The following is a 22,291-nucleotide window of genomic DNA, read 5'->3' as shown; positions in this document are numbered from 1 at the left end:
GTCCCGTTTGACCTGCGAAGAAGCCCGAGGCCGACGGTTTCGCCCCCGCCCCGGGCCGCTCGGGGGATCAGTCGCGGACGACGACGTCCATCGTGCACGAGGTGCCCGGTTTCGACGCGGGCGGAAGCTCCACGGTGTGCCCGAGGTCGCGCAGCGCCGCCACCAGTTCCTCCGGACTGTCGGCCTGGACGTTCTCGCTGACCAGTACCCGGGCGATGTCCCCCCGGGTGGCCTTGGCCATGTGACTGACCACGGACCGCTTGGTCACGCCGTCGACCTCGCGTTCGCGCAGCACCCGCACCGCGACGGTCCGCTCGGCGGCGGCGCCCGTGGGCCTGAACGCCGCCGCGTAGGCCGCCGACCGGCAGTCCACGAGCAGGCGTCCCTCCGTGAGCTCTCCGAGCGGCCCGCTCATGGCCCCGCGCCAGTACGTCCCCAGGGCGCCCAGCGGCGGCAGCTTCACTCCCATGGACAGGCGGTAGGGCGGCAGCTGGTCGGCGGGGCCCACCACGCCCCACAGGCCCGAGAACACCAGGACGCGCTCGCGCGCGGCGGCACCGTGCTCGCCGAGCAGTTCCGGGAGCCCCAGGCGGTCGTAGAGCACACCCGTGTAGAGGTCGGCGGCGCGCAGCGTGGGAGCCGTGGTCAGGTCCAGGTTGCGCTTGAGAGCGTCGGTCTGGGACACCGACAGGCCCAGGACCTCGCGTGCGGCGTCCTCGGGGCCAGAGCAGAGTACGGCCAGCGCGTCGACGACCCGCTCCCGGGTCTCGGTCAGCTCCGGCAGGGTCAGTGACCCCACCTCCAGCGGGGGGCCCTCGCCGGAGGTGGCCTTGCCCTCGGAGGGCGGGAGCAGGATGAACATGGACTCTCCAGGTCACGGGTGGGGCGGGGACCGTGCCCATGTTAGGGCGTGAACGGCCGGATAGGATGTGCGGCTTCCGACAGCGGGACAGTGAGGGGACGAACATGCACACGTGGGCGGAACGGGTGTCCAGGGACTGGCCCGCCTTCCGGACCGAGTCGCGCGCGGGCTGGAGGTTGGGCCTGGCGGACGGGTTCACCAAGCGGGCCAACTGCGCCGTGGTGGAGGACCCCGGGGCCGATGTCGCGGAGGTCACCCGGTTCTACCGCGCCCACGGGCTCCGCCCCTGCGTGCAGGTGTGGCCGGGGGAGGAGGCGGTGGACACCCGCCTGGCCGAACACGGGTACGAGCTGGTGGAGCCCACCCTGGTGCTGGCCAGGGAGCTTCACGAGCGGCCGGACGCCCCGGGGCGGACCCTGGTCTCGGACGCGCCGACGCCGCGCTGGACGGAACTCTTCGCCGAGACGGGTGTGTCCCCGGACTGGGCCGACGGTGTCCTGCGCATCCTCGACCAGGTGACCACGGCCTACGGGGTCCACGAGGACGGGGAGGGCCGGGGCTGCGCGGTGCTGGACGGGGAGTCGGTGGCGGTCTGCGCGATGGTCACCGCCCGTGCGGCCCGCGGGCGCGGTGTGGCGGGGAGCATCCTGGCCGATCTCCTCGCCTGGGCGCACGACAAGGGGGCCCGCCGCGCCTACCTCTGCGTGGTGGCCGGGAACGAACCCGCGCTGCGCCTGTACCGGAGTGCGGGGTTCGAGGAGGTCTCGCGCTACCACAACCGGGTCCTCGCGGACTGAGGTGGCGCTCCGGCCCCGCCGGAGTGCCGTACCCCTGGGGCCTCGGCCAGGGACGACCCGTCTCCGGACCGGAACCCGGAAGGGATCCATGGAGCCGGGTCCCGGGCTGGACACGTCACTCACTTCTCAGGTGTCACACCTGGGACCCCGGCGGAGGCCCGTGGTTCATCGGGCCTGACCCCCGAGGAGTTCCCGAGATCGCGTACGTCACTCGCGTCCCGGGTGTCCCACCCCAGAACGAGGACGGCGGCCCCCGGAATCCGGGGACCGCCGTCGACGTTTCGTGGTCGTCGTGGCTAACGCTCTTCCGCGTCCTTGTCGCTCTTGGTGAGCTTGTCCGTCTCGTCCTGGATGTCCGAGGCGATCTTGCGGAGCGAGTCGTCGTGTTTACGCATGTGGTGCGCGCAGAACAGGAGTTCGCCGCCGGAGTTCAGCAGCACCCGGACGTACGCCTGTGCACCACAGCGGTCGCAGCGGTCAGCAGCCGTCAGCGGCTGAGTGGGGGCAAGGGTTCCAGTCACTTCGCCATCCTCAATACTCGGCGTTAGTCACCTCTGACAACATCTAACCCGACCCAGACGTTCCCAACCGGGTCCCGTGTACGCCGACAGCGGAATCCGCCCGGTTCGTGCCCGTCTGGTACCCAATGGGTCATATTCGTCGGACACGCTTCCTCGTTCTTGTTGTACCCCTGAGGGGGGCCTGGCTATCCCCGGAAAACGGGAGTATCCAGGTCGCATCCACCAGAGGTGGTAGTCTCGCGCGGGCAGGCCCCGTCCGACCCCCATGTCGGCCCGCTCCGACCCGCACACGGGTGCGTGGAGCCCGTCACGGCGGCCCCGGCGTCGACGCCGGAGACCCGCACCCGGGGGACACGACCCCGCCCACACACGGCCGTGCCACGGCAAAGTCCCCGGCTCGCCGTAGCCTGGCCCCCTCAACAGTCGGCGCGGCGCGGTACAAAGGGCACGCACCGCACAGCCACGATGGCCCTCAAGACGCAGGAGATGTCCGAGTGACCGCCTTGACCGCAGCCGTCCACGATCCCGAGGATTACTCCGCTCGGCACCTGTCGGTCCTGGAGGGCCTCGAAGCGGTCCGCAAGCGGCCGGGCATGTACATCGGGTCCACCGACAGCCGAGGCCTCACCCACTGCATGTGGGAGATCATCGACAACTCCGTCGACGAGGCCCTGGGCGGCCACTGCGGGCGCATCGACGTGACCCTGCACAGCGACGGCTCCGTCTCCGTCAGCGACGACGGGCGCGGTATCCCCGTGGACACCGAGCCCAAGTCCGGACTCTCCGGTGTGGAACTGGTCATGACCAAGCTCCACGCCGGCGGCAAGTTCGGCTCGGGTTCCTACACCGCCTCCGGCGGTCTGCACGGCGTCGGCGCCTCCGTCGTCAACGCCCTCTCGGCCCGCGTGGACGTGGAGATCGACCGCCAGGGGCACACGCACGCCCTGAGCTTCCGCCGGGGCATCGCCGGACGGTTCGCCGGTGCGGGCCCCGACGCCGAGTTCACCCCGGTGTCCGGGCTGGAGCAGGTCCGCAAGATCGCCAAGAAGATCACCGGCACCCGCATCCGGTTCTGGCCGGACATGCAGATCTTCCTCAAGGACGCCGAGATCACCCGGGAGAACCTGCTCGACCGGGCGCGCCAGACCGCCTTCCTCGTCCCCGGGCTGACCATCGCGGTGCGCGACGAGCGCGCCGAGGGTGAGACCGCCTACACCGAGGAGTTCCGCTTCGACGGCGGCATCAGCGAGTTCTGCACCTTCCTGGCCCCCGACGACCCGGTCAGCGACGTCCTGCGCATCCAGGGCTCCGGCAACTTCACCGAGACCGTCCCGGTCCTGGACGAGTCCGGCCACATGGTGCCCGCCGACGTCGAACGCCGCCTGGACGTGGACGTGGCCCTGCGCTGGGGCACCGGCTACGACACCACCGTGCGCTCCTTCGTCAACGTCATCTCCACCCCCAAGGGCGGAACCCACATCAACGGGTTCGAACGCGCCCTGGTGCGGGTGATCAACGACCAGCTGCGCGCCACCAAACTGCTCAAGAACAGCGACGACCCGGTCACCAAGGACGACACCCAGGAGGGCCTGACCGCCGTCGTCACGGTGCGCCTGCCCGAGCCGCAGTTCGAGGGGCAGACCAAGGAGATCCTCGGCACCTCGGCGGCCTCCCGGATCGTCTCCCAGGTGGTCGGCAACGAGCTGCGCGAGTTCCTCACCTCCACCAAGAAGGCGGAGAAGGCCAGGGCCCGCACGGTCATGGAGAAGGTCGTCGGAGCCGCCAAGGCCCGGCTGGCCGCCCGCCAGCAGCGCGAGACCCAGCGCCGCAAGAACGCCCTGGAGAGTTCCGCGCTCCCCGCCAAGCTGGTGGACTGCCGCAGCGAGGGGCTGGAGCACAGCGAACTGTTCATCGTCGAGGGTGACTCCGCCCTGGGCACCGCCAAGCTCGCCCGAGACTCCGAGTTCCAGGCGCTGCTGCCCATCCGGGGCAAGATCCTCAACGTGCAGAAGTCCTCTGTCGCGGACATGCTCAAGAACGCCGAGTGCGCGGCGATCCTCCAGGTCATCGGGGCCGGTTCGGGGCGTACTTTCGACCTCGACGCCGCACGCTACGGCCGGGTCATCCTGATGGCCGACGCCGACGTGGACGGCGCGCACATCCGGTGCCTGCTGCTCACCCTCATCTACCGGTACATGCGGCCGATGCTGGAGGCCGGGCGCGTGTACGCGGCCGTGCCGCCGCTGCACCGCATCGAGCTGACCAACGTCCGGCGCAAGCGCGGGGCCAAGCCGGAGGACCGGTACGTCTACACCTACTCCGACGCCGAGCTGCGCCGTACCCTGCTGGACCTGGAGAAGCGCAAGATCTCCTGGAAGGAGCCGGTGCAGCGGTACAAGGGTCTGGGTGAGATGGACGCGGACCAGCTCGCCGAGACGACCATGGACCCGCGCCACCGCACGCTGCGCCGCATCCGGGTGGAGCAGGCGGAGGAGGCCGCGTCCGTGTTCAGCCTGCTGATGGGCAACGAGGTGGCGCCGCGCCGCAAGTTCATCCAGGAAGGCGCCCAAGAGCTGGACCTGGAGCGCATCGACGCCTGACCGGCTCCACACGCGAGGGCCCGCACCGGCCCGGGGTTCGATCGAACCCCGGGCCGGTGCGGGCCCGTTCGCGTTCCCGCTCAGGGGGCCTTCGGCGGCTCCCAGACCCCGTCCCCCAGGAAACGGTCGATCGCCGCCCGGTACGGGCCGGGGTCCAGGCCCCGCTCCGACACCCAGGCGTCGTTGTAGTAGCTGTGCTGGTACCGTTCGCCGCCGTCGCAGATCAGGGTGACCACACTGCCCCCTCGGCCCTCACGGAGCATTCTGGCGACCAGGTGCCACACGCCCCACAGGTTGGTACCGGTCGATCCGCCCGCGCACCGGCCGGTGACGTCGTTGAGGTGGCGCATCGCGGCGATGCTCGCGGCGTCGGGCACCGGCATCATCAGGTCGATCACCGACGGTACGAAGCTCGGCTCCATCCGGGGGCGGCCGATGCCCTCGATCCGGGAGGGCATGCCGGTGGCGTAGTCGGCGGCACCGGTGACCCAGCCCGGGAAGAACGCCGAGTTCTCGGGGTCCACCACGGCCAGGCGGGTGTGCAGGCGCCGGTAGCGCAGGTAGCGGCCGATGGTCGCCGAGGTCCCGCCCGTGCCCGCGCCCACCACGATCCAGTCCGGGTCGGGGTGGCGCTCCATGGCGAGCTGCTCGAAGATCGACTCGGCGATGTTGTTGTTGCCCCGCCAGTCCGTGGCCCGCTCCGCGTACGTGAACTGGTCCATGTAGTGGCCGCCCGTCTCGGCGGCGAGGCGCTCGGCCTCGGTGTACATGTCCGGCGGGTTGTCCACGAAGTGGCAGCGACCGCCGTACCTCTCGATGAGCGCGATCTTCTCCGGGCTGGTCCGGCGGGGGACCACCGTGATGAAGTCCAGCCCGACCAACTGCGCGAAGTAGGCCTCCGACACCGCCGTGGAGCCCGAACTGGCCTCCACGATCGTGGTGCCCTCGGTGATCCACCCGTTGGCCAGCCCGTACAGGAACAACGACCGCGCCAGCCGGTGCTTGAGGCTGCCGGTGGGGTGCACCGACTCGTCCTTCAGGTACAGGTCGATGCCCCACTCCGGGGGCAGCGGGAACACGTGCAGGTGCGTGTCGGCCGAACGCGTGTCGTCGGCGATCACCCTGCGGACCGCCTCGTCCGCCCAGGAACGGGCGCTGTCGGAACATCGGTCGACCCAGGGCAGGTCCGGGTCGGGGCGGTCAGGAAAGGGAGCCATGGTCAGGAGGCTACCCGCATCCTTTCGGGCCTGCCGCTTCGCTTCGGCCCGGGGCCGGCGCCTCGCGGAGGAACCTTCGGCGTCTGCGGTGCGATGGCTCGTTCCCCGCGATCCCACCGGGTTCCGGACGACACAGGGCCGGGCCCTGGGAGGCCCGGCCCGGTTCGGTGTTCCCGTCAGTCCAGGGAACCGCCCGACATCACCGCGTGCATGCGCCGGTAGGTGGCCGCCTCCTCGTGGCGGCTCTGCCTCTCCAGCGTGCGCGCCAGAGCGATGTGCGCCCAGTTGTCCACCGGGTCCAGCTCGATCAGACTGCGGAAGGCCGACTCGGCCTTGTTGAGCTGAGCGGAGTGGAAGTAGGCACGCCCCAGAAGCTCCAACATGGAGCGGCTGCCGGGCTCGTTCTCCACCACCGGTTCGAGGATCCGGGCGGCGTAGATCGGGTCGCCCAGCTCCATGAACATGCGGGCTCGGTTGTAGGTGTCGTAGGTGCTCTCTTCCACGGTGCTCCTCTCGACGGTGCCACCGTCCCGGGTCACAACCGTCCGGGAAGGGGCGGCATTCCCGGGTGATGGGCGAGGCGGGTGCGGGGGCGGGGACGGGGACGGGTGGTGGTGCGCACCACCCACCACAGTGATCCCCGTGCCGCACCCTCGCGACACCTTCCCGCAAACGACACACGACCGCCCCCGGCCGTACTCGGCTGGGGGCGGTCGTGTGTTCACCGGGCCGACTAGAGGTCGACCGGGGTCACGCTGCCGTTGTCCACGTCGTAGATCGCACCGGCCACCGGCAGGCCCTTGGGCAGCAGCGGGTGGTGCCGGATGCGCTCGAGGTCGTGCTGGAGCGCGCCCAACTGGTCGTTGTCGGTCTTGAACTCCAGGCTGCGCGTGTCCACCCCGTAGTCGTTCAGGATGAGGTCGTGGACGACGTCGTCGTTCTCCACGGACGCCATCTTGCACTTGGTGTGGGGCAGGATCAGGACTCGTTCGACACCCAGCAGGTACACGGCGAGGACCAGCGTACGCAGGGTGTCGTCGGTGACCCGGGCGCCCGCGTTACGCAGGATCTTGGCGTCGCCGGGCTCGAGGCCGAGCATGTCCAGCGGTTCGATCCTGGAGTCCATGCACGTGACGAGGGCCAGACCTCTCGCCGCCAACGGCTTGAGGCCGTTGAGTGAGAAGTCGGCGGCGTAGTCGGCGTTGGCGCCGAACACGTCGTCGAAGACCCCGGGGGGAGGGGTGGCGTCGGTGCTGTCGCTCACTTTCGGTGACTCCCTGTGTCGTTTGGGTGCATGGACTCTCGTGCACACAGACAAGCACATCCGCGTGCACGTTGGGTCGGGTTGTACTCAGGCCCCTGAGCCCGGAGGGGTGATTCCGGAGTCGGTCTGGCCACTGCCGACCGTGACGACCGCACTGGTCAGGGCCTCGCCGGAGCCGTCCCTGCGCTCGGTCAGGTCGGGCAGGCGGACCGGCTTTCCGTCGGCTCGTGAGGCACGGGCCGGTGCGCGTCCCACCCACGCGAACATCAGGGTGTCCTCACCCTTCAGGTAGCGGTGGCAGCGCACGCCGCCGGTGGCCCGCCCCTTGGACGGGTAGGACGCGAACGGGGTGACCTTGGCAGACCCGGGCTGGGTGCCCTCCAGGGCGTCGCCGCCGGACACGGTCACCACAAGGGAGTCCTCGGGGCTGGGCACCGCGCCGAACCACAGCACGCGGGCCTCCTCGGAGAGTCTGACCCCGGCCACGCCGCCCGCCTGGCGGCCCTGCGGCCGGGCGGTGGAGGCGGAGAAGCGCAGCAGCTGCGCCTCGGAGGTGATGAAGACCAGGTCCTCGTCGCCCGTGGACAGCTGGGTGACGCCGATCACGCGGTCGTCGTCCTTGAGTGTGATGATCTCGAAGTCGTCCTTGTTCGGCGGGAAGTCGGGTGCGACCCGCTTGACCACCCCGCCTACGGTGCCCACGACGAACCCGGGCCCGGAGGTGTTCATGGACACGATCGACACGACCCGTTCGCCCTCTTCGAGCTGGACGAACTCGCCGACGTCCAGACCGGCGGCCAGAGGCGGACGCTCGGGTTCGCCCTCGCCGTCGACAGGGAGCTCGGGCAGCTCCACCACCGGGACGCGGATCATCCGGCCCAGGTCGGTGACCAGCCCGATGTCCGAACGCGAGGTGGTCGGGACCGAGACCTCGATCGCGTCGTGCTTGGCGCGCAGGCCCGTGTACACGCGCGGCGGGGTCGCCCCCTTGGTGCGGCCGACGTGACCGTCGACGCCGAACAGCACGTGGCAGGGCTGGTCGGCCATCTCCAGCGGGATGACGGCGGCGCGGGCCACTCCGTCACTCTCGCGCAGCTGCGTGCGGCGCGGGGTCGCGAACTTCTTCGAGACGTCGTTGAGCTCCTTGGAGACCACGCGACGCAGCTTCTTGTCCGACTCCAGGATGGAGGTGAGCTCCTCGATCTCCAGGTCGAGCTTGTCCCGCTCGGTCTCCAGCTCCAGCCGGTCGAAGCGGGTGAGGCGGCGCAGCGGGGTGTCGAGGATGTAGCGCGCCTGGATCTCGGACAGGTCGTAGGCGCCCATCAGGGACTCACGCGCGGCGGCGGTGTCGTCGGCCTCGCGGATGAGCGCGATGACGCGGTCGATGTCGAGCAGGGCGACGAGCAGACCCGCGACCAGGTGCAGGCGCTCCTGGCGCTTCTTGCGGCGGTGCTCGCTGCGGCGGCGGACCACGTCGATGCGGTGGTTGACGTAGACCTCGAGCAGTTCACGCAGGCCCAGGGTCTGGGGCTGGCCGTCGACCAGGGCCACGTTGTTGATGCCGAAGGTCTCCTCCATCGGCGTGAGCCGGTAGAGCTCCTCCAGGACCGCCTCGGGGTTGAACCCGTTCTTGAGCTCGATGACCAGGCGCAGGCCCTGGTTGCGGTCGGTGAGGTCCTTCAGGTCCGAGATGCCCTGGAGCTTCTTGGACTGCACCAGTTCCTTGATGCGGCTGATGACCTTCTCGGGGCCGACGCTGTAGGGCAGTTCGGTGACGACCAGGCCGGTGCGGCGGGCGGAGACCTTCTCGATCGCGACGGTGGCGCGGGTCTTGAAGGTGCCGCGGCCCTTGCGGTAGGCGTCGCGGACGCCGTCCAGGCCGACGATGGTGCCGCCGGTGGGCAGGTCGGGCCCGGGGACGAACTCGGTGAGCTCCTCCAGGGTGGCTTCGGGGTTGGCGATCAGGTGGCGGGCGGCGGCGATCACCTCGCCCAGGTTGTGCGGGGCCATGTTGGTGGCCATGCCGACCGCGATGCCGGACGCGCCGTTGACCAGGAGGTTGGGGAAGGCCGCAGGTAGGACCTCGGGTTCGGTCTCCTGACCGTCGTAGTTGGGCTTGAAGTCGACGACGTCCTCGTCGATGGACGACACCAGGAGTTCTGCGGCGCTGTCCAGACGGGCCTCGGTGTACCGCATGGCGGCCGGGGCGTCGTCGCCGCCCAGGGAGCCGAAGTTGCCGTGGCCGTCGACCAGCGGGACGCGCATGGCGAAGGCCTGGCTCAGACGGACCAGGGCGTCGTAGATGGCGGAGTCGCCGTGGGGGTGCAGCCGACCCATCACCTCCCCGACGACGCGGGCGCACTTGACGTGGCCGCGGTCGGGCCGGAGGCCCATCTCGTTCATCTGGTACAGGATGCGCCGTTGGACCGGTTTCATGCCGTCACGCGCGTCGGGTAGCGCGCGTTGGTAGATCACCGAGTACGCGTACTCCAGGAAGCTGCCGCGCATCTCCTCGGAGACGTCGATGTCGATGATCTTCTCGGCGAGATCCTCGGGGGGACGGGAAGTAGTACGGGCCATGTCCGTAATTCTGGCCTGTGCCAGGGACTGAAACGTACCGGGGCGCGTGGTTGGGCGTGTGTGAGTCGCACGACTGGGGGGTTTCGCACCGTCTTCGACACGGTTTTCCGTCCCCGGAGGACCCGGGGACGGAAAACCCGACTCGCGTGTCGCGGGTGTGCCTCCCGTCCGCGCGCCCGGTCACGGGAGGGGGCGCGGAGGGAGGGACCGTCAGCCGGTGGTCACGGCGGTCTCCCCGGCGGGGACCTCAAGCGAGGTGCCGTCGGAGAAGGAGACGGTGAGCGGGCCCGTGCCCGGGTTGAAGGCGGTGTACGTGCTGGTCCCGTCCTTGTCGAACACCGCGTAGTGGGCGGTGTCGGCGGTCACGGACACGTCCACGGTGCCGAGCTCGGCGAGGGTGGAGACCCACTGGTAGGTGTGCGGCTTGGAGCCGCCCGCCTCGGGTTCGTAGGTCTGCCACTGCTCCTCGAACATCCGCAGGGCGTCCTCGCCGTCGGAGAGCGCGCGGTGCGCCCAGTGGATGTCCCGCCAGATCTCCGGCTCCCCGCCGAGCTTGTCCACGAGTGATTCGTAGATCACCCCGGCGTGCTCGGGGTCGTGACCCAGGTAGAGGGAGCCAGCGGTGATGGGGAGGTAGTTGATGCCGTAGTGCTCCTCGTGGCCGCCGTCCCACCAGATGCGGTAGTCGCCGCCGTCGCCCCAGACCATGCCCACGACGTCCTCGGGGTAGTCCTCGGGGAAGGTGTCCCCGCCGGCGTTCTGCCAGTAGCGGGCGATGGTGGAGGCCTGGGTGGTGTGGAGGTAGACGCCGAGGTCGCGCAGCTCCTCGTCGCCGGTCAGCGCGCCGAAGTGGGCGGTGGCGGCGGCGAAGTGCATGCCCTCGGAGGAGGACTCCTGGTTGTTGCCCGCCGCGAACCCGGCGTGGCCGGAGGCCCAGCCGTGCCCGGCGTAGGGGGAGAAGGAGCGCAGGCGCGGGAACATGTCGCCTTCGGTTCCGGCCACGTCCTGGATGAGCAGGCGGATCATGCCTCCCCAGGCGTCCTCGTCGGCCCAGTCGCGATCGTAGCGGGCGACAACGGCAGCGGCCGAGACGAAGTAGCCGTAGTGGAAGTCGTGGTCGTTGAGTTCGGTGGCGGCCCCGAAGCTGTCGGGGTAGCCGAGCATGGTGCCCCACTCCTCGTTGTAGTGGAACTGGCGGGTGCCCCCGGCGGTCAGCCAGTCCTCCAGGCGTTCCTGGACCAGGGAGAGGAGTTCGTCGCGGGCCTCGGTGTGGCCGATGGAGTCCGCGATGGGGATGAGCTGGGCCAGACGGCCCATGGCCTTGCCGTCCCAGTAGGTGTCGCCGGGCTCGGGGAAGAGTTCCTCCTCCGCGAGGACCTCGTCGATCAGGGAGGCCAGCCGCTCGTGGTCCGCGGCGTCGACGGTGGGCAGGCTGGGCATGATGCCCTGCGTGGTCAGCTCGGTGGTGAAGGAGGCGCCCTCGGAGACCTTCATCTCACCGCGGGGGGAGGCGTAGGCGAGGTCGGTGAGGTCGCTCGTGGCGTTGGCCCACTGGTGGGGGTACAGGGCGGTGAGGGTTCCGGTCTCCTCGCCCTCCCTGGCCTCGGTCTCCAGCTGGTAGGTGCTGGTGAGGGTGGACGCGGCCTCGTCGTAGTCGTACTCCACGACGGAGCCGGTGACGAAGGAGTGGGCGTAGGGGGCGAAGGCGTCCAGGTCCTCGGGTGAGGGCAGGACGGCCACCGAGTAGTACCCGTCGTCCCCGGTGTCGGCGGTGAGGGTGTCACCGGAGACGCTCCAGGGCGAGTCGGAGGGTGAGAACAGGGCGTAGTGCCTGCCGTTGACGGTGGCGCCGACGGTGGAGCCGTCCTCGTGCCAGATCTCGGGGGTGCCCGAGAAGGTCACCTCGGCCCCGGCGCCGTCGGTCTCGGCGTAGGCGAAGGGGAGCCCCTGGCCGATCGTGACCCGGAGCTGGGCCCCGCCGCCCTCCCACTGCGCGGTGACGGTCCAGTCGCCGCTGTCCGCGGTGCGGGTGTCCGGGGAGTCCAGACCGGCCGCGCCGAGGGTGAGGTCGGAGACGGCGGTGTACTCGTACTTGAGGTCGTCGCCGACCATCTGGTGGGAGTCGGGGTAGCCCATGTCGAGCCCGCCCTCGTGGGGCTTGTAGCTCAGGGGGTGCGCGAAGAGGTTCTCTCCGTGGGGGTTGTCGGGGTAGCGCTGGAAGATCAGTGACGACCACCACTCGTTGGTGGGGGCTGGACCTGTGTGGTCGTCGGTGACCTTGGGCGCGACGGGAGCGCCGTTGAGGTCGGAGGGGCCGGAGGCGCCCGCGGGGAGCGTGGTGGTGTAGCTGCCGGAGCCGACCGGGACCTCGGCCGCGCTGTCGGCGGAGACCGGGGTGGCCGGTGTGGCGCCGGTGACCGCGAGGGTCGCGCCGCCGACCGCGAGGGCGGAGGCGGCGGCCAGCAGACCCAGGGAGGTCCGGGTCCGCGGGTGCGCGTGTCGGGGGGATCGGGGGAGGAAACCGCTGGTGGGGCGGCCTCGTGGTTGCGCCATCGTCTGCCTTCCGTGTTTCTCTCGGGGGAGCCCACGTGATCGGGAGCGCTCCCATTCCTGGGAGACATGAGCCCTGGCGTCGAGTGTTCAGATGACACTCGGTGAGCGCAATGCCACATAACTGGAAAGTTTCCATTCTGTTACCGGCGCCGCCTCTGTGGAACCCGGAACCCGGTTCCCGTCCGTACCCGCTGCCCCGGACGTGATCCAGGGCCGGAGGAAGCGCCTCACCTCCTCCGTCGACCCGCTCAGCGGCGTTCCGGGAGGGGGCCACGGGACCGCGAGGAAGGACAGGGAGCTTGGGAACGCCGCCGAGCTGCCGGGTGGAGCCCGGTGGCGTTCGGCGGTGCGGCCGGAGCCGCCAAGCGACCGAACGGGCCCTGGTGCGTCGCCTGGCTTCCGTGCGGCCCGCTGAGAGTTCGCCCACGGAGCCGTCGCGCGAACCCACGCCCACGGGCGCCCGGAACGGTCGCACCTGTGGACAACCGCGTCCACCCCCGCGGCCTCTGGTACCAAGGACTCATGGCCACTCCCACCCCGCCTGACGTCCCCGTCCCCGACGCACCGACCGCCGCCGACTCGGCATCGCCCGCCGCCACCGGCGGTGTCCTGCGTGAACGCGCCGAGGGGCACCTGCGCGCCCTCGCCGGAGAGTCCGCGCGCCTTCGTGAGGACCAGTGGACCGCCATCCACGCCCTGGTCGCCGAACAGCGCCGGGCGCTGGTCGTCCAGCGCACCGGTTGGGGCAAGTCGGCGGTGTACTTCGTGGCCACCGCCCTGCGCCGGGCCGAAGGAGCCGGGCCCACGGTCATCGTCTCCCCGCTGCTCGCGCTGATGCGCAACCAGATCGCCGCCGCCGAGCGCGCCGGCATCCGCGCCCGCACCATCAACAGCTCCAACACCACCGCATGGGAGTCCACCTACGCCGAGGTCTCCCAGGGCCTGGTGGACGTGCTCCTGGTCAGCCCCGAACGGCTCAACAACCCGGAGTTCCGGGACCGCGTCCTGCCCGAACTCGCCGCAGGGGCGGGTCTGGTCGTCATCGACGAGGCGCACTGCGTCTCCGACTGGGGCCACGACTTCCGCCCCGACTACCGGCGCATCCGCTCCCTCCTGCACGACCTGCCCGACGGGGTTCCGGTCCTGGCCACCACCGCCACCGCCAACGAACGCGTCACCCGCGACGTGGCCGAACAGCTCCAGGCCGGGGCCGACCGCGCCGACACCCTGGTCCTGCGCGGCAGCCTGGAACGCGAGAGCCTGAGCCTGGGTGTGGCCGAACTCCCCGATCCCACCGCGCGGCTCAGCTGGCTGGCCGAGCACCTGCCCAAGATCCCCGGTTCGGGCATCGTCTACACGCTCACCGTCAGCGCCGCAGCCGAGACCGCGCGCTTCCTCACCGAGCAGGGCCTGGAGGTCCTGTCCTACACCGGGCAGACCGACCCCGACGAGCGCAAACTCGCCGAGGACGCCCTCCTCGGCAACCGGGTCAAGGCGCTCGTGGCCACCAGTGCGCTCGGCATGGGCTTCGACAAACCCGATCTGGGCTTCGTGGTGCACCTGGGCGCCCCGCAGTCGCCGATCTCCTACTACCAGCAGGTCGGCCGTGCGGGACGCGGTGTGGAGCGCGCCGAGGTGGTGCTCCTGCCGGGCCGCGAGGACGTCCGGATCTGGGAGTACTTCGCGGGGCTCTCCTTCCCGCCGGAGGACACCGTGCGCCAGACCCTCCAGGTGCTGGCGGAGTCCGACAAACCCCTGTCCACCGCCAACCTGGAGACCCGGGTGGACCTGCGCCGCACCCGCCTCGAGCAGATGCTCAAGGTGCTCGACGTGGACGGGGCGGTGCGCCGGGTGCGCGGCGGCTGGACCGCCACCGGCGAACCCTGGACCTACGACGCCGAGCGCTACGCGGCCGTCAGCGCGGCCCGTGAACGGGAACAGCGCGCCATGCTCGACTACGTCTCCACGGACACCTGCCGGATGGAGTTCCTCCGCCGTCAGCTCGACGATCCGGGCGCCGAACCCTGTGGCCGGTGCGACGTGTGCACCGGACAGTTCTGGGCCACCGACGTCGACTCCGGACGCCGTCAGGCCGCGGCCGACCACCTGGACCGGCCCGGCACGCCCCTCGCGCCGCGCCGCCAGTGGCCCACCGGTATGAACACTCTCGGGGTGAGCCTGTCCGGCAAGATCCCCGAGAACCTGCGCGCGGGGGAGGGGCGTGCCCTGGGCCGCCTCACCGACATCGGCTGGGGCACCGAGCTGCGCCGCGTCCTCGCCGAGGACGCGCCGGACACCCCCGTGGACGAGCGTCTCCTCCAGGGAGTGGTCCGCGTGCTCGCGGCGTGGGGTTGGGAGAACCGTCCGGTCGGTGTGGTCGCGATGCCGTCGATCTCGCGGCCGACCCTGGTGGGTGACCTCGCCGCCCGCATCGCCGAGCTCGGCCGGCTCACACCGCTGGGCTCGCTGTCCTACCGGACACCGGAGGGCCCGGGAGTCCGCCGCCACAACAGCGCCATGCGCCTGGGGCAGGTGTACGACGCGTTGGTGGCCGACCCCGAGCTGAGAGAGCGCGTGGCCCAACTCCGGAGGGACAACCCGGGGCCGATCCTGCTGGTCGACGACCAAGCCGACACCGGGTGGAGCCTGACCGTGGGCGCGGCTCTGCTTCGTGAGGCGGGTGCCCCCGAGGTGCTGCCCCTGACTCTGGCGACCACGGGAGGCTGACCGGTGCGGGCCGGGGTGGGTGTCCGGGAGACGTGGTCGCCCGCCCCGGTTGCCCGGGCGCTTGCTCGGTGCCCCGGGCAGGTGGTCCCTCTCGCCCGGTTCCGCAGGCGTGGAAGCTCGACCAGGGGTCAGCCCGCCGTCGCTCCGGCCGGTGTCCTCGTGGCGCGCGCCCTTGAGAGCCGCTCGGGGCGCGTGCCGGCAGGAGGGGCGCGAGGGCGGACACGACAGGGCCCCGCCACCTGGAGGTGACGGGGCCCTGTCGGGGAACTCGCTAGCGGAGGCGCTGGCCTCGGGGCGCTCCTCGGCGCACCGGCTGACCCTCACCCAGGTCCGGGCGGGCGCCCGGCTGGTGCAGCGCCCGGGCGGCCAGCCTGCTGGCCCGGCCGAGTGCCTCTTTGGGGTGCCGACCGGTCAGCCACGCGGGGAGGAAACCGGCGATGAACGCGTCACCGGCGCCGACCGAACCGGGGGAGGGGTCCACCGGCTCGGCGGGGGCGGTCACGCAGTCCTCACGGGTCTTGGAGGCCCACAGTCCGCCCTCCTCGCCGAGCTTGATCACGACGTTGGGGAACCAGGCGGTGAGCACCTTCGCGGCGGCCTCGGCGTCGTCCCGGCCGGTGAGCACCCGGGCCTGGTTGACGTTGACGAACAGCAACCGCGCGCCCTGCGTCCAGTCCAGGAAGTTCTCCGCCCCCGCGCGCTCCAGCGGCGCGTGCGAGCCGCCGTCCACGGAGATGGACATCCCGCTCTCCCGCGCCATGCGCAGGGCCACCCGGGCCGCGCGGCGGGAGTCGGAGTTGATCAGGGTGTACCCGGACACGTGCAGGTGACCGTCGGGGCCGAACACGTCGCGGGGCAGGTCCTCGGGCTGGAGGCGGGCGTTGGCGCCCGGGTCGCTCAGCATCGTCCGGTCGCCCCGGTGGGTGATCATCACGACGCAGGTGCCGGTCGGACGCTCGGGATCCATCACCATGCGGGAGTCCAGGCCGTAGCCCATGAGCTCCATCTCGCGGGTGCGCCCGGTGATGTCGGAGCCGCGACGGCCGACGAACGTGGTTTCGGTGCCCTCGACCGCGAGCCACGAGGCGATGTTCGCACCGGAACCGCCGCCGTACATGATCACCGACGCAGGGGTGTCGCTGCCGCGGGCCAACGGGTGGAACGCGCGCGCGACGGCATCGGTCATCAGATCACCGATCACGACCACTCGAGTCATTTCGCCAGCCACCACCGAGGGTTTGAGAATCTGTGCCCGCACGACGTTAACAGCTTAACGATCAGTGTCGGGTAACGAACTGACAGCACTCGGGACACGCGGTCGCGCGGGACTGTCGCGGGTCGCGAGCCCCTGCGCACAGGGGGTTTCGACCCACCCAGGAAGACTATCCGCACTCGGCGTTATCTCGGACGCCAGTCAGTCCCCGCGGGGGTGCTCGGGTGCCCCCGGCTCGGGCCGGAGGGGCCGTCGACACCCATCCGCCCAGGCCCTTCCAGGGGGTCGATTTCGGTCACCCCGCATGGACTTTCTCCGAATTCGGCCGATTGTCGTCTAGTCTCGCTGTCGTGCAGTCCTACCCGAACCACTGGGAAGCCGACGTCGTCCTGACCGACGGAGGCACCGCGCACCTGCGCCCCATCACCCCTGACGACGCCGACCTGCTGCGCGAGTTCCACTCCCGGCTCTCGCCGGAGACGATCTACTACCGGTTCTTCGCGCCCTACCCCAAGCTCTCCGACCGGGACGTGAAACGCTTCACGACGGTCGACTACGAGGACCGCGTGGCCCTGGTAGCCACCATCTCCGACTCCATGGTCTCCGTGGTGCGCTACGACAAGGTGGCCCCCGAGGAGGCCGAGGTCGCCTTCGTCGTGGAGGACGGACACCAGGGGCGGGGCCTGGCCTCGGTGCTCCTGGAGCACATCGGGGCCGCCGCCCGCGAACGGGGGGTGCGTCGCTTCATCGCCGACGTCCTGCCCGAGAACCGGCGCATGATCAACGTCTTCCGCGAGGCCGGGTACACGGCGCAGCAGACCTTCGACGAGGGCGTCATCCGCCTCACCCTGGACCTCCAGCCGACGGATGACTCCACGGAGGTCATGCGGGCCCGCGAACAGCGCGCCGAGTCGCGCTCCATCGCCCGCCTGCTCTTCCCCGAGTCCGTCGCCGTCATCGGCGCGAGCCGCACCGCGCACACCATCGGCCAGACCGCGCTGCGCAACCTGCTCGGCGGGGAGTTCCAGGGACCGGTCTACCCCGTCCATCCCGAGGCGAAGGCCGTCGTGGGCGTGCGCGCCTACCCCTCCGTCCTGGACATCCCGGACCAGATCGACCTCGCGGTGGTGGCGGTGCGCGCCGACACCGTCGTCGACGTGGTGGAGCAGTGCGCCGAGAAGGGCGTGCACGGGCTGATCGTGGTCAGTTCCGGGTTCGGCGAGGTCGGCCCCGAGGGGCGTGCCCGCCAGGACGAACTGGTGCGCACCGCCCGCGCCGCGGGTATGCGTGTGGTCGGGCCCAACTGCCTGGGCATCGCGAACAGCGACCCCACGGTCTCGCTGAACGCCACCCTGTCCCCGGACCTGCCGCCGCAGGGCCCCATCGGCTTCTTCTCCCAGTCCGGCGCCCTGGGCCGGGCCATCCTCCAACGGGTGGCCGAACGCGGGATGGGGCTGTCCACCTTCGTCTCCGCGGGCAACCGCGCGGACGTGTCCGGCAACGACCTCATGCAGTACTGGCAGGAGGACCCCGCCACCAAGGTGGTCCTCCAGTACCTGGAGTCCCTGGGCAACCCACGCAAGTTCACCCGCCTGGCCCGGCGCCTGGCCAAGCAGAAGCCGGTCGTCGCCGTGCGCAGCGGCGGTTCCGCGCAGACCACCCCCACGGGGCACGCCGCCGGTGGCCTGGCCCTGCCCGACTACGCCGTCACCTCCCTGTTCCAACAGGCGGGCGTGGTGCGCGTGGACGACATCACGCAGATGTTCGACGCCGCCCAGGTGTTCGCCTACCAGCCGCTGCCCGACGGGCCGCGCGTGGGCATCATCGGCAACTCCGACTCCCTGGAGCTGTTGGTCAAGGACGCCGCCGTCCGCCAGGGGCTCAAACCGCACGACCCGGTCAACCTGGGCCCGCAGGCCACCGCCGACGACTTCGACACCGCGATCCGGGCCGCGCAGGCCGCCGAGGACGTGCATTCGATCGTGGTGGTCTTCGTCCCGGCCCTGCACCCCATCGGCGACGACGTCGCCCGGGTGCTGCGTGCCCGCTCACTGGACTCCGACAAGCCCATCGTCACCACCTACCTCGCGCGCCAGGGCCTCCCGGAGGAACTTCGCCACGTCGGGGACCAGGGGCAGACCCTGCACGGGTCGGTGCCCTCCTACCCCTCGCCCGAGGACGCCGTCCGCGCCGTCGCCCACGCCACCCGGTACGCGCAGTGGCGCAACCGCAAGCCCGGACGCCACCCGGAGCTGCCCGACATCGACCGCGCCCGGGCCCGCGCCACCATCGGCCGCGCTCTCAAGAAAGCCGCGCCGACCGAGGAGGACATCGCCTGGTTCGGCGGCGAGCGCCGCTACGACGAGGAGACGGCGATCTCCGCGGAGGACGCCCGCGACCTCCTGGCCTGCTACGGCATCGCCGCCTACCCGGACATCAAGGTCACCTCCGCCGAGGAGGCCGTGGTCGCCGCCGGTGAACTCGGCTACCCCGCCGTGGTCAAGGCCGACGCCCCCGACCTGCGGGTACGTGCGGGTGGCACGTTTGTCCGCGCGGACCTGCGCACCCCGGAGGACGTCCGGAGCGCCTACCTGTCCCTGGAGGACCGCTTCGGCGGTGAGGCGGAGCTGGTGGTCCAGCGCATGGCCGCGCCCGGTGTGCCCACGGTGGTGCGCGCGGGCGACAACCAGTCCTTCGGCTCGGTGGTCTCCTTCGGGCTCGCGGACGTCACCGCCGAGCTGCTCGACGACCGCTCCTTCCGGCTGGCTCCGCTGACCGACATGGACGCGGCCGACCTCATCCACGCGGTCCGGGCCGCCCCGCTGCTGTTCGGGCTGCCCGCCGGGGCCACCTCACTGGCCGAACAGCCCAACGTGGAGGCACTGGAGGAGCTGCTCATCCGGGTGTCCCGCCTGGTGGAGGCCTTCCCCGAGATCGGCTACGTGGACCTGGACCCGGTTCTGGTCAACGCCACCGGAGCCCACGTCCTGGGTGCCCGCATGTGGCTGCGCGAGGCCCCCGATGTGCGCCCCGACGTGGGCCCGCGCCGACTGCGCGGGGTGACGTTCTGATCAGGGAGTGGGCCTCACGTTTGGGTGGACGGTCGCGAAGTGTCGCCGGAAGGGGGCAGGATAGAGGTATGAGGAAAACACGTGCCGTGTCCACGGATTGGCGCCTGGAGATCGAACGGAGCGGCTACTACCCCGCTCTGGTCATCGACGCCGTCGCGACCACCCTGGGCGAGGAGGCCGCCGAGGCGTTCATCGTGCACCATGAGGCGACCTTCGACCCGGCCATGGAGATGCGGCGGCACATCACCGTCATGCTCCTGACCGCCACCCGCCTCGTCGTCTGCCACACCGACGAGCACCCGCCCACCGAACCCGGTGGGACCTCGCACGCCTCCACCACGACCGACAGCATCCAGTTGGGCAACATCCAGTCGGTGGCACTGACCCGGGTCGTGCCCAACCCCGCCCAGTACACGCCGGGCAGCCTGCCCAGCGAGCTGGTGCTCAGCGTGAACCTCTCGGTGAACTGGGGTGCGGTCGCGCACATCGACCTCGAACCCGCCTCCTGCGCGGACGAGAGCTGCGAGCTCGACCACGGCTACACGGGTGCCCTGACCGCCGAACCGCTCACCCTGAGGGTCAGCGAGGCGGCCGACGGGGCCGAGGCCGTCACCACGATGCTGCACTTCGCGGACGCACTGTCCGCCGCGACCACCCGGCGCTGACCGGCTGACTCGCCCGAAACACCCGGCGGGGCCGGGGCGTCCTCCTTGAGGCCGCCCCGGCCCCGCGGCGTTGAGGGGGCTGTCCGGGCCCGCCCAGTGGGGCCATCTCATCCAGCACAGCCGGGTGGGTACGGGTCGGGCCGATCCGCGCGACTCCGTGAGCACACCCCGCGCGGGCTGCATCTCGGACCGGGAGTGAGCCACACGAGAGTCCGGTGCCTGGGTCAGGGGGCGGTGAGCCCGCAGGGGTGTTCGGTGCCTGGGTCAGGGGGCGGTGAGCCCGCAGGGGAGTCCGGTCCCTGTGTCAGTGCGCGCCGAGCCACACGGGGCGCCCCGACCCCGGTCCGAGGCCGGGGTCGCGTGCCCGGGCTGGTGATCCACGCGCCGTCCTACGCGGGGTCTCGGTGACCGAGCGTCGTTCGGCGGCTTCCGTGGGGCGGGTGCGGGCCGTGACGTCCGTGAGCGCTAGCGTGTGGTGCACGTAACACAGGCGCGGCCGCCCGTAACACGGGCCCGGCAGACTCGGCGTCGGTGGACCCCGGCCGTGACGGCCGCGTGTACCGCCGCCAGTCAGACGCGGCCGCCGTGGCCGGTCCGCGCGCGTTCAACGGAGAGAGGTCAGCCTGCGATGACGCAGCACCCGACGCCCCCGAACCCCTCGGACGACGCCCCCCTCGTGCGGTCGAGTGTCGACCGTGCCATCGCCACCATCACCCTCGACTCCCCACGCAACCGCAACGCGCTGTCCGCTCGGCTGCGCACCCAGCTCTCCTCGGCGCTCTCCGCTGCCATGGCCGACGACGAGGTCCGGGGCGTCGTCCTCACTGGCAGCGGTCCCGTGTTCTGCGCGGGTGCGGACCTCAAGGAGGTCGGCGCCGCACTCCAGGGAACCCCGGTCGAGCCCGCACCGGAGCTCCCGGAGATCTTCGAGCAGATCATGGGCGGGCCCAAACCGGTGATCGCGGTCCTCAACGGCGCCGCGCGCGCGGGCGGTATCGGCCTGGTCGCCGCCGCCGACATCGCACTCGCGCCCAAGAGCGCCACCTTCGCCTTCACCGAGGTGCGGATCGGTGTGGTCCCGGCGATCATCTCCGTCCCGGTCTCGGCGCGCATGCACTCGCGGCAGCTCAGCCGCTACTTCCTCACCGGAGAACTCTTCGACGCCTCCGACGCGGCGAGGGCGGGGCTCATCACACAGGCCGTCTCCGACCGCGACATGGAGCAGGCGGTGGACGCCGTCCTCCAGGGCCTGCGCGGCTCCGCCCCGCGCGCGCTCTCCCGCACCAAGGAACTCCTGGGAGAACTCGGCGGCGGGGCCCAGGCCGCCCCGGACCGCCGCACGGAGGTGTTCACCCGCATGGGTGAGCTGTCCGCCGAGTTCTTCGCCGGGGAGGACGCGGCGGAGGGCAGGGCGTCCTTCTTCGAGAAGCGCCCGCCACGCTGGGCCAGGTGACACCGTCGCGGAGCACGCATGGGCGCGGAGGTGGGACACCCGGATCACCGGGTGTCCCACCCGGGTTCGTACGCTCCCCACGACAGGCCACAATGGTCGTGTGAGCTACTCCGGAGATACCAAGGTCGGCGGCCCCGCCGACCTGCGCCAACTACCGCATCTGACGATCACCAAGCTGGCCGTGGGCCCGATGGACAACAACGCCTACCTCCTCCGCTGCCGGAGCACGGGCGAGGCGGTCCTCATCGACGCGGCGGCCGAACCCGACCGAATCCTGGAGCTGATCGGTGAGGACGGGCTGACCCGAGTGGTCACCACCCACCGCCACCAGGACCACTGGCAGGCCCTGGCCGAGGTCGTCGGCCAGACCGGTGCCCGCACGGTCGCCCACCCCGACGACGCCGACGAACTGCCGGTGTCCGTGGACGAGCCCGTCGCACACGGCGGCACCGTCCCGGTCGGGGACAGCGCACTCACCGTCATCCACCTGCGCGGCCACACGCCCGGGTCGATCGCCCTGCGCTACGACGACCCCGAAGGCCACACCCACCTGTTCACCGGCGACAGCCTCTTCCCGGGCGGGGTCGGCAAGACCTGGTCCGACGCGGACTTCCAGACGCTGTTCGGTGACGTGTCGGAGCGGCTCTTCGGCGCGCTGGGCGACGACACCTGGGTCTACCCCGGGCACGGCGGGGACACCACCCTGGGCGCTGAGCGTCCGCACCTCGCGGAGTGGCGCGAGCGGGGTTGGTAGGAACCCGCGGGGCG

Annotated in this window: 15 protein-coding genes; 7 read left to right on the top strand and 8 right to left on the bottom strand. The window is 71.1% G+C overall.

Features of this window, described 5'->3' with window-relative positions; all coding sequences use genetic code 11:
• Nucleotides 1-67 precede the first annotated feature (67 nt).
• Nucleotides 68-862, bottom strand: a complete 795-nt coding sequence (gene yaaA, locus BDW27_RS04350) for a peroxide stress protein YaaA (protein WP_110048316.1) — start codon at nt 860-862, stop codon at nt 68-70.
• A gap of 104 nt (nt 863-966) precedes the next feature.
• Between yaaA and BDW27_RS04345 the strand changes: the two genes are divergently transcribed.
• A complete protein-coding gene (locus tag BDW27_RS04345) occupies nt 967-1,659 on the top strand; it encodes a GNAT family N-acetyltransferase (RefSeq protein WP_199560535.1) in 693 nt (230 codons plus the stop codon).
• A gap of 296 nt (nt 1,660-1,955) precedes the next feature.
• Here the strand turns inward: BDW27_RS04345 and BDW27_RS04340 are convergent, their stop codons facing one another.
• The gene (locus tag BDW27_RS04340; RefSeq protein WP_026129396.1) at nt 1,956-2,180 is read right to left on the bottom strand and encodes a hypothetical protein; all 225 of its coding nucleotides are present in this window, start codon (nt 2,178-2,180) and stop codon (nt 1,956-1,958) included.
• A 494-nt stretch (nt 2,181-2,674) separates the two neighbouring features.
• Here BDW27_RS04340 and BDW27_RS04335 point away from each other — a divergent pair, with 494 nt between their 5' ends.
• Nucleotides 2,675-4,780: a type IIA DNA topoisomerase subunit B gene (locus BDW27_RS04335; protein WP_017545282.1), complete on the top strand. Its 2,106-nt coding sequence runs from the start codon at nt 2,675-2,677 to the stop codon at nt 4,778-4,780.
• 80 nt (nt 4,781-4,860) lie between these two features.
• Here the strand turns inward: BDW27_RS04335 and BDW27_RS04330 are convergent, their stop codons facing one another.
• The 5 genes from BDW27_RS04330 to BDW27_RS04310 all read right to left on the bottom strand — a co-directional run bounded on the left by BDW27_RS04330 (nt 4,861) and on the right by BDW27_RS04310 (nt 12,394).
• Nucleotides 4,861-5,997: a PLP-dependent cysteine synthase family protein gene (locus BDW27_RS04330; RefSeq protein ID WP_110048315.1), complete on the bottom strand. Its 1,137-nt coding sequence runs from the start codon at nt 5,995-5,997 to the stop codon at nt 4,861-4,863.
• A gap of 176 nt (nt 5,998-6,173) precedes the next feature.
• Nucleotides 6,174-6,500, bottom strand: coding sequence for a M48 family metallopeptidase (locus tag BDW27_RS04325; RefSeq protein WP_026129397.1), 327 nt, complete (start codon nt 6,498-6,500; stop codon nt 6,174-6,176).
• Nucleotides 6,501-6,730: 230 nt separating this feature from the next.
• Nucleotides 6,731-7,261, bottom strand: a complete 531-nt coding sequence (locus tag BDW27_RS04320) for a carbonic anhydrase (protein WP_017545285.1) — start codon at nt 7,259-7,261, stop codon at nt 6,731-6,733.
• A gap of 87 nt (nt 7,262-7,348) precedes the next feature.
• Nucleotides 7,349-9,841: a DNA topoisomerase (ATP-hydrolyzing) subunit A gene (locus BDW27_RS04315; protein ID WP_017545286.1), complete on the bottom strand. Its 2,493-nt coding sequence runs from the start codon at nt 9,839-9,841 to the stop codon at nt 7,349-7,351.
• A gap of 210 nt (nt 9,842-10,051) precedes the next feature.
• Nucleotides 10,052-12,394: a glycosyl hydrolase gene (locus BDW27_RS04310; protein ID WP_110048314.1), complete on the bottom strand. Its 2,343-nt coding sequence runs from the start codon at nt 12,392-12,394 to the stop codon at nt 10,052-10,054.
• A gap of 522 nt (nt 12,395-12,916) precedes the next feature.
• Here BDW27_RS04310 and BDW27_RS04305 point away from each other — a divergent pair.
• A complete protein-coding gene (locus tag BDW27_RS04305; protein ID WP_110048441.1) occupies nt 12,917-15,121 on the top strand; it encodes an ATP-dependent DNA helicase RecQ in 2,205 nt (734 codons plus the stop codon).
• A gap of 271 nt (nt 15,122-15,392) precedes the next feature.
• Here the strand turns inward: BDW27_RS04305 and BDW27_RS04300 are convergent, their stop codons facing one another.
• Nucleotides 15,393-16,328, bottom strand: coding sequence for a carbohydrate kinase family protein (locus BDW27_RS04300; protein ID WP_110048313.1), 936 nt, complete (start codon nt 16,326-16,328; stop codon nt 15,393-15,395).
• Nucleotides 16,329-16,684: 356 nt separating this feature from the next.
• Between BDW27_RS04300 and BDW27_RS04295 the strand changes: the two genes are divergently transcribed.
• The 4 genes from BDW27_RS04295 to BDW27_RS04280 all read left to right on the top strand — a co-directional run bounded on the left by BDW27_RS04295 (nt 16,685) and on the right by BDW27_RS04280 (nt 22,277).
• Complete coding sequence (locus BDW27_RS04295) at nt 16,685-19,405, top strand: GNAT family N-acetyltransferase (RefSeq protein WP_017545290.1); 2,721 nt, start codon at nt 16,685-16,687, stop codon at nt 19,403-19,405.
• An 86-nt stretch (nt 19,406-19,491) separates the two neighbouring features.
• On the top strand, nt 19,492-20,070 hold the full coding sequence (locus tag BDW27_RS04290) for a DUF5998 family protein (RefSeq protein ID WP_017545291.1): 579 nt from the start codon (nt 19,492-19,494) through the stop codon (nt 20,068-20,070).
• A 628-nt stretch (nt 20,071-20,698) separates the two neighbouring features.
• Nucleotides 20,699-21,523 carry an enoyl-CoA hydratase-related protein gene (locus BDW27_RS04285; protein WP_017545292.1) on the top strand — a complete coding sequence of 275 codons (825 nt, stop codon included), beginning with the start codon at nt 20,699-20,701 and terminating at the stop codon, nt 21,521-21,523.
• A gap of 100 nt (nt 21,524-21,623) precedes the next feature.
• Nucleotides 21,624-22,277, top strand: coding sequence for an MBL fold metallo-hydrolase (locus BDW27_RS04280; protein ID WP_017545293.1), 654 nt, complete (start codon nt 21,624-21,626; stop codon nt 22,275-22,277).
• Nucleotides 22,278-22,291: the final 14 nt, after the last annotated feature.

Origin of the sequence: Nocardiopsis sp. L17-MgMaSL7 (assembly GCF_003182025.1) — a bacterium.
GTDB classification, from domain to species: Bacteria; Actinomycetota; Actinomycetes; order Streptosporangiales; family Streptosporangiaceae; genus Nocardiopsis; species Nocardiopsis prasina.
Note: the sequence above shows the minus strand (reverse complement) of the source record. Positions and strands in the feature narration are given on the sequence as shown.